The sequence below is a fragment of the Bradyrhizobium sp. CCBAU 53415 genome, assembly GCF_028128735.1.
Taxonomy (GTDB): domain Bacteria; phylum Pseudomonadota; class Alphaproteobacteria; order Rhizobiales; family Xanthobacteraceae; genus Bradyrhizobium.
Window position 1 is genome coordinate 599,052 of sequence record NZ_LBJF01000027.1, and the last position, 11,912, is coordinate 610,963.

Annotated in this window: 8 protein-coding genes; 5 read left to right on the forward strand and 3 right to left on the reverse strand. The window is 64.8% G+C overall.

Annotation, left to right across the window (positions count from 1 at the left end):
* Positions 1-25: 25 nt before the first annotated feature.
* Together XH87_RS30930 and XH87_RS30935 are read right to left on the reverse strand one after the other, a co-directional pair.
* Complete coding sequence (locus XH87_RS30930) at positions 26-1,468, reverse strand: UdgX family uracil-DNA binding protein (protein ID WP_271590151.1); 1,443 nt, start codon at positions 1,466-1,468, stop codon at positions 26-28.
* Positions 1,468-2,703, reverse strand: coding sequence for a putative DNA modification/repair radical SAM protein (locus XH87_RS30935; protein ID WP_271590152.1), 1,236 nt, complete (start codon positions 2,701-2,703; stop codon positions 1,468-1,470). The genes XH87_RS30930 and XH87_RS30935 overlap by 1 nt, the downstream gene beginning before the upstream one ends.
* A gap of 162 nt (positions 2,704-2,865) precedes the next feature.
* On the opposite strand from XH87_RS30935, the gene XH87_RS30940 reads away from it, so the two are divergent.
* From XH87_RS30940 to XH87_RS30950, 3 genes are read left to right on the forward strand one after another with little or no spacing between them, the layout of a single operon-like run.
* Entirely contained in the window at positions 2,866-3,654 is a 789-nt protein-coding gene (locus tag XH87_RS30940) for an ImuA family protein (protein ID WP_271590153.1), read from the forward strand.
* The gene (locus tag XH87_RS30945; protein ID WP_271590154.1) at positions 3,551-5,203 is read left to right on the forward strand and encodes a Y-family DNA polymerase; all 1,653 of its coding nucleotides are present in this window, start codon (positions 3,551-3,553) and stop codon (positions 5,201-5,203) included. Before XH87_RS30940 ends, XH87_RS30945 begins: the two co-directional genes overlap by 104 nt.
* Positions 5,200-8,628 carry an error-prone DNA polymerase gene (locus XH87_RS30950; RefSeq protein ID WP_271590155.1) on the forward strand — a complete coding sequence of 1,143 codons (3,429 nt, stop codon included), beginning with the start codon at positions 5,200-5,202 and terminating at the stop codon, positions 8,626-8,628. Before XH87_RS30945 ends, XH87_RS30950 begins: the two co-directional genes overlap by 4 nt.
* A gap of 55 nt (positions 8,629-8,683) precedes the next feature.
* Here XH87_RS30950 and XH87_RS30955 read toward each other — a convergent pair whose 3' ends face one another.
* The gene (locus XH87_RS30955; protein WP_035709445.1) at positions 8,684-8,974 is read right to left on the reverse strand and encodes a hypothetical protein; all 291 of its coding nucleotides are present in this window, start codon (positions 8,972-8,974) and stop codon (positions 8,684-8,686) included.
* A gap of 110 nt (positions 8,975-9,084) precedes the next feature.
* Here XH87_RS30955 and XH87_RS30960 point away from each other — a divergent pair, with 110 nt between their 5' ends.
* On the forward strand, positions 9,085-10,497 hold the full coding sequence (locus tag XH87_RS30960) for a CoA transferase (protein WP_271590156.1): 1,413 nt from the start codon (positions 9,085-9,087) through the stop codon (positions 10,495-10,497).
* Positions 10,498-10,642: 145 nt separating this feature from the next.
* A complete protein-coding gene (locus XH87_RS30965; protein WP_271590157.1) occupies positions 10,643-11,887 on the forward strand; it encodes an efflux RND transporter periplasmic adaptor subunit in 1,245 nt (414 codons plus the stop codon).
* Positions 11,888-11,912 lie beyond the last annotated feature (25 nt).

Sequence of the window (11,912 nt, forward strand, 5' to 3'; positions counted from 1 at the left end):
GCGTGAAGCCGTTGTCCTGCGAGGTTTAAGCGGCCCGGGCGGCCTTCTTCTGCAAGCCGGCGGCGATCTTCAAATCCTCGACAAAGCGCTGATACTCCAGCAGCTTGGCTTCCGGATCGGGCAGCCGCAGCAGATAGGACGGATGCACCGTCACGAGCGCTTTGCGTCCATCGGGAAGGTCCATGAGCCGGCCGCGGTTCTTGCCGATCGGGGTGATCTTGCCGAACACGCTTTGCGCGGCGGTGGCGCCCATCGCCACGATGAGATCGGGCTGAATTGCCGCAACTTCCCGCTCATACCATTGCCGGCACGCCCGGATCTCAGGCGTGTTCGGCTTCTGGTGCAGGCGGATTTTTCCACGCGGCACGAATTTGAAGTGTTTCACCGCGTTGGTGACATAGACCTTCTTGCGGTCGACGCCGGCTTCCTCCAGCGCGCGGTCGAGCATCTGGCCGGCCGGACCGACGAAGGGGTGGCCGGCGAGATCTTCCTTGTCGCCGGGTTGTTCGCCGACCAGCATGATGTTGGCGTTCTTCGGTCCTTCGCCGAACACGGTCTGGGTCGCGTCCTTGTAGAGATGGCAGGCGCGGCAATGCGCGGCCTCCTCGCGGAGCGCTTCGAGATCGTCGGCAGCGGTCTTGCGTGTCATCGGAGCCTCCGGCCGCTTCTGAGGCTTGCGCGGATCGGTTGCGGCATTGGCGATCATGGCACCGGTCATGCGCTCGGCATCCTCGATCAAGGGTTTAATGATCGAAGCCTCGGGCAGGTTCCTCCAGTATTTCTTCGGCATCTCGGCCTGCATCGCCTTCACCTTGAGCCGGGCCGGATTGAAAATGCTGGCGTAGTAACGCCGCCAGGTTTCCTCGAGCCGGTCTTCGCTCGGCGCCTCGCGCTTGCTGACACCCGGCGTGAACGAGAGCGCGTGGCCATCCCAATGCGCGCAAAGGTCCGGCGTCAGGATCGACCAGGGCATGTCGGCAAAGCGCTTGGCGAAGAACGGCGCGGCGAGCTCGACGATGTGGTGCTCCGGCTCGAACCAGGCGACGTAGTAGGCGTCGCGTTCCCGGCCGATCTCGCGAAAGCGGACGAAAGCGTGCATCTTGTGCTCGTCGCGATGGACCGCTCGCGCCATCGCCGTGATCTGCGCGACATCAAGGTCGGTCGCGACCTCGATGAGGTCGTGATTGTCCTTCAATCGCCAGAGCAGGCGATAGAGGATCGCAAAGCGCTCGGGATCGCGGTGCAGGATCGCGGCCTTGGCCAGCTCGATAAATTTGCCTGATACGGTGAAGGTGCCGTCGTTCACCTCGAGGATTGGAGACGGCGCGGGCGGTGCGAACAAATCCGCTTCGCCACCTTTCACGGTCCAGGTGACATCGCTGGGCCTCACGTGGCGAAGCACGAGGCTGCGCGCGGCTCTGCGCCAGCCGTCGAAATCGGTTTCGGTGTCGAGGGTGATGTACTGCATCAGAAGCCAAATCCCAGTTGCATTGCCTTCGGCTTGAACCGTTCGATCAGCCGCGCCTCGTCGAGGCGATGTGGCGAGGGGCGATGATCGCTGAGGACGATGAACGGTAGCGCCTTGTTGCGGGGCACGTGCAGCCGTGCGAGATCGGCAAGGCGGATCGTGGTGGTGCGCCGCGTCGCGATGATGCGTTCGACCGCCTTGGTGCCGAAGCCCGGCACGCGCAGCAGCTCCTCGCGGCTGGCGCGGTTGACGTCGAGCGGGAAACGGTCGCGATGACGCAGCGCCCAGGCGAGCTTCGGATCGATGTCGAGCGGCAGCATCGCGCTGTCGTCGACGATCTCGCCGACATCGAAGCCGTAGAACCGCATCAGCCAGTCGGCCTGGTAGAGCCGGTGCTCGCGCAGCAGCGGCGGCGCCCGCAGGGGAAGTGCGCGGCTGGCGTCGGGGATCGGGCTGAACGCGGAATAATAAACGCGCCGCAGCCGGTAGGCGCCGTAGAGATTGGCGCTGGTATGGAGGATGGTGTGGTCGGAGGCGCTATCTGCGCCGACGATCATCTGCGTGCTCTGACCGGCCGGCGCGAAGCGCTGCGGCCTGGCCTTCGCCTTCGTTGCGCGGTTCTCCTCGGCCTCATCCAGCTTCAGCCGCAGCCGGCCCATGGTGCGGCGGATCGCGCGGACGTCCTTCTCGGGCGCGAATTGCTGCAGGCTCGTCTCCTGTGGCATCTCGATGTTGATCGAGAGGCGATCGGCATATTTGCCGGCTTCCGCGATCAGCGCATCGTCAGCCTCGGGAATGGTCTTCAGGTGAATGTAGCCGCGGAAGTGATGCTCCTCGCGCAGTTTGCGCGCGACGCTGACCACCTGCTCCATGGTGTAGTCGGGGCTGCGGATGATGCCGGAGGAGAGGAACAGGCCCTCGATGTAATTGCGCCGGTAGAAGTCGAGCGTGAGCTTGACCAATTCGTCGATGGTGAAGCGGGCGCGCGGTACGTTCGAGGAGGCGCGGTTGACGCAATAGAGGCAATCGTAATTGCAGGCGTTGGTCAGCAGCACCTTGAGCAGGGAGATGCAGCGTCCGTCCGGCGCATAGGAATGGCAGATGCCCATGCCTGGCGCGGTCGAGCCCATGCCCTTGCCGTCGCTGGAATCCCGCTTCTCGGTGCCGCTGGAGGCGCAGGACGCGTCGTATTTGGCGGCATCAGCCAGAATTTCCAGCTTGCGTTGTACGTCCATGTCTAAATCCCGTTGATTCCGCTGATGAATCCGGCAGCACGCCTATTCGATTGACTCTCCGCGCGCCGTTAGCTTTATATTAGAACATATCATGAACAAATGAGCCAGCCGTTGGTTCTTCTTTTGAAGACCACGGCACCAATTCCTGAAGGAGCGGCGAGCATGAGCGGCGCACGCATCAGCGCGCTTGCGATCCTGCGCGGGCAGATCGAGCGCATCGAGACCGCGGAGGTCGTGCATCAACACGATCGCGTCGCGCTCGGCCACGGCGAGGCCGACGGCGCGCTGAAGGGTGGGCTCGTGCGCGCGGCGATCCACGAGGTGTTTTGCGAAGGGCGTCAGGGCGCTGCCGCGACCGGCTTCGTCATGGGCCTTGCGGGACGCGTGAGCGCGCGTCGGCCGCTGCTGTGGGTGCGGCAGGATTTTTCTGAAATCGAAACGGGCGCGCTGTCGATGAGCGGGCTAGCCGAGCTCGGCCTCGACCCGCGCCGCGTGGTGATGGTGCGCGCCGCCGATGTCGAGAGCGCGCTGCGCACCTCGGCCGATGCGCTCGCCTGCGATGCGCTGGGCGCCGTCGTGCTCGAGCTCTGGGGCGAGACCAGACAGTTCGATCTCGTGGCGAGCCGCAAGCTGACGCTTGCCGCGCAATCTTCCGGCGTTACCGGTCTCTTGCTGCGGATGGCCGCGCAGCCGCTGCCTTCGACCGCGGAGACGCGATGGATGCTGCGTGCGGCGCATTCGCCGCCGGGCTCAGTATGGAGTGCCTGGGGCGCGCCGGTGTTCGATGCCGAGCTCCTGCGCAATCGTCATGGCCCATGCGGCCGGTGGATCATGGAATGGAATTGTGATGAGTGCCAGTTCAGTGAACCGTCGACGTATTCTCAGCCTGTGGCTGCCGCGCCTGCCCATCGACCGGATCCAGCGGTTCCTTGGCAGCGCCGGGCTGGGTAAAGCCCAAGCGTTTTCAAGCGAAATGGGTACCGGTTCGCGTGAAGAAAACGCGTCAAAACAAAAAGCTGAGCCGAGCATCGTCGTCATCAAGGACAACAATGCGCTGGTGATCCATGCGCTGGATGAGGTCGCCGAGCGCCTCGGCCTGTACATCGGCCAACCCCTGGCCAATGCGCGGGCGATGTGTCCTGACCTGAAGGTGTTCGATGCCGATGTCGTGGCCGACGCGAAGACGCTCAGCGATATCGCCGACTGGTGCGACCGCTTCACGCCGCTGGTGGCGCTCGATCCGCCGCACGGGCTGTTCCTGGACATCACCGGCTGCGCGCATCTGTTCGGCGGTGAAGCCGCGCTGTTGCAGACGCTGGTCCGGGCGCTCGGCCGACAGGGCTTTGCCGTCGGCGCGGCGATCGCCGGGACCTCGGTCTGCGCGCGCACGCTGACGCGGCAGGCCACGGGAACCGTCGTTGTCGATGGCGGAGAGGCGGCGGCGATCGACCAGTTTCCGGTGTCCGCGCTCGGTGCAGGCGAGGCCATCACCACCGGCTTGCGTCGCGCCGGTCTGAAGACCATCGGCGATGTCGCCTCGCGCGAGCCGCACGAAATCACGGCGCGGTTTGGCGCGCGGTTCTCCACGCTGCTTGCGCATGCACTGGGGCAGGGCGATGCGCCGATCAACCCGCGAAAGCCGCTGCCCGACTACATCGTGGAGAAGCGCTTCGCCGAGCCGATCGCGACCGACACCATGATCGCGATGACGCTGTCGCGGCTCGCCGACACGCTGATCGCATCCATGGAGAAGCAGGGCAAGGGTGCGCGCCGGCTGGAAGCCGCCTTCTTCCGCACCGACGGCGTGGTGCGCGCGATCACGGTCGAGACCGGACGCCCCGTGACGCGAAGCGCGGTGATCGACCGCCTGTTTCGCGAGCGCCTCGATGCGCTCGCCGATCCGCTCGATCCCGGCTTCGGCTTCGACATGGTGCGGCTGTCGGCGAGCCGCACCGAGATCGTGGTGCAGGAGCAGCGCGATCTCGACGCCCATGTCCACGACAATGACGAGCTCGCCGCGCTGATCGACCGCATCGCAGCGCGCATCGGCGGAAAGCGCGTCGTCGTGCACCTGCCGCAGGACACCCATATCCCTGAAAGGGCGGTGCTGGCCGCGCCGGCGCAGCATCATCTCACGGCTGCCATGCAAGCCGCATGGCCGGCGCGCACCGAAAGCGAGCCGCCGCTGCGTCCCTTGCGCCTGTTCGAGAAGCCGGAGCCGATCAAGGTGCCGTTCGCGACTGTGCCGGATGGCCCGCCGCATCAATTCACCTGGCGCCGCGCGCTGCATGCGGTGGTGCGGGTGGAGGGGCCCGAGCGCATCGCCATGGAATGGTGGCGGCAGGACGGCAAGCAGCTGACGCGGGATTATTTCCGCATCGAGGATGCCGAGGGCCTGCGTTTCTGGATCTTTCGCGACGGTCTCTACGAGGGGGAAGTGTTCGACGGCGAAGGCAAGCCCGCTTCTCCCGGCTGGTATGTGCATGGTCTCTTCGCATGAACATCCCCGCCTATGCCGAGATCGGCATCACCACCAACTTCTCCTTCCTGCGCGGCGGCTCGGATCCGCGCGCCTATGTGCATCAAGCCAGCATCCTCGGCATCCCCGCGATCGGCATTGCCGACCATAACACTCTCGCCGGCGTGGTGCGGGCCTACAAGGAGCTCGACAACGACAAGGTGCTGCACAAGCCGAAACTGCTGATCGGCGCCCGCATCGTCTTCACCGACGGCACGCCCGACATCCTGGTCTATCCGCGGGACCGCGCTGCCTATGGCCGGCTCTGCCAGCTCCTGACCAAAGGCAAGCGTGGCGACGACATCACGCGGATCGAGAAGGGCGAATGCCATCTCGCTTTCGCTGATCTCCTGGAGTTTTCGGAAGGTCAGCTGCTGGTTCTGACGCTGCCGCATCGCTTCGACCCGGCGCAGGTGCTGAATGTTCTTTCAAAGCTCAGGGACAGCCGCGCCGAGGGCGTGTGGCTGTCGGCGAGCCTGATCTATCGCGGCGACGACAGGCGTCGCCTGGCGCGGCTCGATGATCTCGCGGCAAAAGCAAAAGTGCCGCTGCTTGCGACCAACGAGGTGCTCTATCACCATCCCGCGCGTCGTCCTCTCCAGGACGTGCTGACCTGCATCAGGGAAAAGACCACGATCGATGCTGTGGGGCGGAAGCTTGAGGCCAATGCCGAGCGGTTCCTGAAGACGCCACGCGAGATGGCGCGTCTGTTCCGCGATTTCCCTGATGCGATCGCGGAGACCATGCGCTTTGCGGACAAGATCGACTTCTCGCTCGACCAGCTCAAATACCAATATCCGGACGAGCCGGTGCCGCCGGGCAAGAGCGCGCAGGGGCATCTGGAGGATCTGACCTGGGCCGGCGTCGACAAATATTTCGACGGCAAGATCGACGACAAGCTGCGGGCGACGCTCAACAAGGAGCTCGCGCTGATCGCCGAGTTGAAATACGCGCATTACTTCCTCACCGTGCACGACATCGTGCATTACGCGCGCAGCCAGAACATCCTGTGCCAGGGGCGGGGATCGGCGGCGAATTCGGCCGTCTGCTACGTGCTCGGCATCACCTCGGTCGATCCGACCAAGGTTGATCTGTTGTTCGAGCGGTTCATCTCCAAGGAGCGGCTGGAGCCGCCCGACATCGACGTCGATTTCGAGCATTCGCGCCGCGAGGAGGTGATGCAATATGTCTATCGCCGCTACGGCCGCAACCGCGCCGCGATCATCGCCACCGTCATCCATTATCGTCCGCGCAGCGCCATCCGCGACGTCGGCAAGGCGCTGGGCCTGACCGAGGACGTCACCGCCGCGCTCGCCGATACCGTCTGGGGCAGCTGGGGCAAGGGCCTCAACGACATGCAGGTCAGGCAGGCCGGGCTCGATCCCGACAATCCCATGATCAACCTCGCGGTCGAGCTTGCGACCGAGTTGATCGAATTCCCGCGCCATCTCTCCCAGCATGTCGGCGGCTATGTGTTGACGCAGGACCGGCTCGACACCTATGTGCCGATCGGCAACGCCGCGATGGACGACCGCACCTTCATCGAATGGGACAAGGACGACGTCGACGCGCTTCATATGATGAAGGTCGACGTGCTTGCGCTCGGCATGCTGACCTGCATCCGGAAATGTTTCGATTTGATCGATCAGCACAAGGGCGAGCGCTGGGTGCTGGCGAGCGTCCCGCAGGACGATCCCAAGGTTTACGACATGCTGTGTCGCGGGGAATCGCTCGGCGTTTTCCAGGTCGAGAGCCGCGCCCAGATGAACATGCTGCCGCGCCTGAAGCCGCGGACCTTCTACGATCTCGTCATCGAGGTCGCGATCGTGCGGCCCGGGCCGATCCAGGGCGACATGGTGCATCCCTATTTACGGCGGCGGAACGGGATCGAGAAGGTGAGCTATCCCTCGCCGTCGCCGGAGCATGGCGACAAGGACGAGCTCTACAAGGTGCTGCACAAGACGCTCGGCGTCCCGCTGTTCCAGGAGCAGGCGATGCGCATTGCGATCGAGGCCGCACATTTTACGTCCGAGGAAGCCAACGGCCTGCGTCGCTCGATGGCGACCTTCCGCAATGTCGGCACCATCGGCCAATACGAGGAGAAGCTGATCGGCAACATGGTGGCGCGTGGCTACGATCCCAATTTCGCCAAAAGCTGCTTTGACCAGATCAAGGGATTTGGCTCCTACGGTTTTCCCGAGAGCCATGCCGCGAGCTTCGCACAACTGGTCTACGTTTCTTCGTGGCTGAAGCACTACCATCCCGACGCCTTCTGCTGCGGTCTGTTGAACTCGCAGCCGATGGGGTTTTATGCGCCGGCGCAGATCGTCGGCGACGCCCGCAAGAACGGCGTCGAGGTTCGCGACATCGACGTGTCCTACAGCTTTGCGCGGAACACGCTGGAGAACACCGACAAAAGATACTGCGCCGTGCGGCTCGGCTTCCGCCAGATCGACGGTTTCCACTGGCTCGATGAAGATGAGGAACGCCTGAAGCGCTCCCAGTTGTCATTCCGGGGCGCGCAAAGCGCGAACCCGGAATCTCGAGATTCCGGGTTCGATGCTGACGCATCGCCCCGGAATGACCTTGAGCAGGACTGGGCCGACCGCATCATTGCCGCCCGCAACCGTCGTCCCTTCACCTCGCTCGAAGACTTCGCCCGCGACACCGGCCTGCCCAAGCGGGCGCTGATCCTGCTGGCGGATGCCGACGCGTTCCGCTCGCTCGGGCTCGACCGCCGCGAGGCGCTGTGGCAGGTGCGGCGGTTGCCCGACGACGTGCCGCTGCCGCTGTTCGAGGCGGCGACCGCGCGCGAGCAGCCGGACGAGCACGCCAAGCCGCTGCCGGTAATGCCGCGCGCCGAGCAGGTAGTCGCGGACTACCAGACCATCCGTCTGTCGCTGAAGGGCCACCCGATGGAATTCTTGCGCGAGATGTTTTCACGCGAGCGCGTCGTCGCCTGCAAGGAGATCAGCCACGAGAACGAGCGGCGCCGCGTCCGCTGCGCCGGCGTGGTCCTGGTGCGCCAGCGGCCGGGCAGCGCCAGCGGCGTCGTGTTCATGACGCTGGAGGACGAAACCGGCATCGCCAATGTCGTGGTGTGGCCCAAGATCATGGAGCAGTATCGCAAGGAGGTGATGGGCGCGCGCCTCATCCTGGTCGAGGGCTACATCCAGAGCAGCCCCGAGAAGGTGACGCATCTCATCGCCCAGCGCATGGTCGACCGCTCGCACGATCTGGTCGGCCTCGCCAACGATGCCATGAGCCGCAAGCATCCGGTGCCGGCAGGCGCCACCGTCGTCGAACCGCTCAATGACGACCCCCGCGCGCATGCGGATATGCCGGCGCAGAAAATCCGCCATCCCCGCAACGTCCGCATCCTGCCGCCGTCGCGGGATTTTCATTGAGGGAGCGGCGCGCAGGATGCTGCGCTCGCAATGATGTAGAGAGAGACGGGGCCGCTCACTCCGGTGCCGCGCCCACCGGCGAGCCGCCGCCGGGCGGGCGGTGCAGGAAGGTCAGCGACGCGTAGGCGCCGACCCAGGAGCCGATCGCGGCGAAGGCGACATAGAAGGCGTTTTCGGTGTAGCTGATCACGGCGTAGGAGGAGAGCAGGTACCAGACCGCGCTCCAGTTCGCCGCCGGAATGCGCTTGCGCGCGATCACGGCCGAGGTGAACATGACATAGACGGCGTCGGTGGCCGCCGTCGCGATGAATACGGCACCTGCGATGAGGGGATCGATGGCGGCCATTGCATTCCCTTATGTGCTGATGGATGGTCGTAAAAATACAGCATGACCCGGAAAAGTGTGCAGCGGTTTTCCGAAAGATCATGCTCAACTTCAACGGGAGAGAAGCGGTCATGCAAAGCTCCGCCGACATTCTCAAGGGTATCTGGACCTCCGCCGGCGGCGATCCGGCCGCGCTCGAACGCGTGCGGCTGACCGGCGAGGAGCCGCAGCTTCCGTCCTCGTTTCGTGTCGCTGTCGCCGGGCAAACCACGATCGCCGCCGCAGGCCTCGCCGCGGCCGAGATCTGGCGGCTGCGCAGCGGCGAGGCGCAGGACGTTTCGGTGGACATGTGCCACGCCGCCGCCGAATGCCGCTCGGAGCGCTATCTGCGTCTCGACGACAAGCCGCCGCCTCCGGCGTGGGACGCCATTGCCGGCGTCTACAGAACCGGCGATGGCCGCTTCGTCCGCTGCCACACCAATTTCCGGCATCATCGCGATGCCGTCTGCAAGGTGCTGGCTTGCGAGCCTGAGCGCGAGGAGGTGCAGGCGGCGCTGATGCAATGGACGGGCGAGGATTTTGAAACCGCGGCCTATGCTGCAGGCGGCGTCGTTGCGTTGATGCGGAGCTACGACGAATGGTCGGCGCGGCCACAGGCGCGCGCGCTCGCCGAACTGCCGCTGATCTCGATCGAAAAGATCGGCGAGGCTCCGCCAAAGCCATGGCCGCAAGGATCGTCAAACGGCGATCGTCCGCTCTCGGGCCTTCGCGTGCTCGACCTCTCCCGCGTCATCGCGGGTCCCGTCGCCGGGCGTACGCTCGCCGCGCACGGCGCCGACGTGCTGCTGGTGTCGGGGCCGGAGCTGCCAGCCATTCCCTGGCTCACCATCGACACCGGCCGCGGCAAGCTCACGACTTTCATCGAACTGAAGAGCGAGATGGGCAGGGCGCAATTGCGCGAACTGCTGGAGGACGCCGACATCTTCTCGCAAGGCTATCGCCCGCGTGCGCTTGCTGCCCTCGGCTTCGCGCCGGAGGACGCAGCGCACATCAATCCCGGCATCGTCTATGTCACGTTGTCGGCCTATGGCCACATCGGCCCCTGGGCCGAGCGGCGCGGCTTCGACTCGCTGGTGCAGACCACGACCGGCTTCAACCATGCCGAGGGCCAGGCCGCCGGCATCGATGGTCCGAAGGAATTGCCTGCGCAAATACTCGACCACGCCACCGGCTATCTGATGGCGTTCGGCGCGATGATGGCCCGGGCACGCCAGGCCCGCGAAGGCGGCAGCTGGCACGTGCGCGTGTCGCTGGCGCAGACCGGACGCTGGTTGTGGAGCCTCGGCCGGCTCGACCGCGGGCTGCACACCCCGGATCTTACGGGCGAGGCCGTACATGCTGCGTTCATCGAAGACATGCCATCTGGCTTCGGCAGGTTGAAGGCGGTGCGTCATTCGGCAGTGCTGTCGAAGACGCCGGCACAATGGAGCCGTCCCGCGATGCCACTCGGCACTCATCCCGCAGAATGGCCTGCGCGAAGCTGACATGAAGCTGACACGTCGCAAAATTTTAACGCAAACCGCAAGGGGCCCGGCGTTTTTTAGGTTGTTTGAAATCCCAATTCGGCACTATTAGCGCGACCGATGAGGCGATCATTTGCCGAGATCGTCGCAGACACGACCGGGCCCCATGGTACTTGAAAAGACCAAGCGATCGCAGGTGCTTACAAAACAGCGGGTGGTCACATCCGTAGTTTTACTCGCTCTTGCGGGCGCCGGTGCCTACGGCTTCCGCGCTCTGGGGGCCAAGGAAAAGAAGCACTCCGAGATCTCCAGCCAGTCGCGCAGGAATGCGCAGAACTTCGCGCCGACGCCGTCCGAATGGGCGACGCTGACGATCGAGCCGGTCAAGGCCAGGGCCTTCCGCGCCGAATACGTCACCGAAGGCAAGGTCGCCGTCGACGAGGATCGTTCGACGCCGGTGTTCTCGCCCTATGCCGGCCGCGTCACCAAGCTGCTGGCCAAGCCGGGTGAGACGCTGAGGCAGGGTCAACCGCTGTTCACGATCGAGGCCGCCGACACGGTGCAGGCCCAGAACGATTTCATCGCGGCGATGACCTCGCAGAACAAGGCGAAGTCGGCGCTCGAGCTCTCCGACATTCAGTTCAAGCGCGCCAAGGACCTCTACGAGGGCCATGCCATTCCGCTGAAGGACTATCAGCAGGCGGAAGCGACCCAGGTCCAGGCGCGGAACGACATGCGCTCCTCGGGGACTGCGCTGGAAGCCGCACGCAACAAGCTGCGGATCCTCGGCTTCACCGACGAGACCATCAAGGCGTTCCAGGACAGAGGCGCGATCAATCCGGAGATCACGATCTATTCGCCGATCGCGGGCACGGTCGTGCAGCGCAAGATCGGCCCCGGCCAATACGTCAATTCCGGTGCCAGCGATCCGGTCTTCGTGATCGGCGATCTCTCCACCGTCTGGCTTACCGCCTTCGTGCGCGAGAGCGACGCGGCCGCGGTGTGCATCGGGCAGGACATCACCGTCAACGTGATGGCGCTGCCGGGCCGTCCGCTGACCGCAAGGATCAACTACGTCGCCGCCGCGATCGACCCCAACACCCGCCGTCTGCTGGTCCGCGCCACTATCGACAACAAGGACGGCCTGCTCAAGCCGGAAATGTTCGCCAATGTCACGATCTATTCGGCCGGCGACCGCGCCGCGCCGGCCGTGCCGAAACAGGCCTTGATCTACGAAGCCGACAAGGTCCGCATCTGGGTCGCGCGCGACGACAAGTCGGTCGAGCTGCGCCAGATCAAGATCGGCCTCATCAACGGCAACCTCGTCGAGGTCACCAGCAATCTGAAACCCGGCGAGCAGATCGTCACCAAAGGCAGCCTGTTCATCGACCGCGCGGCGTCCGGCAGCTGATCGACGACCCCAAGAAATTGAAGAC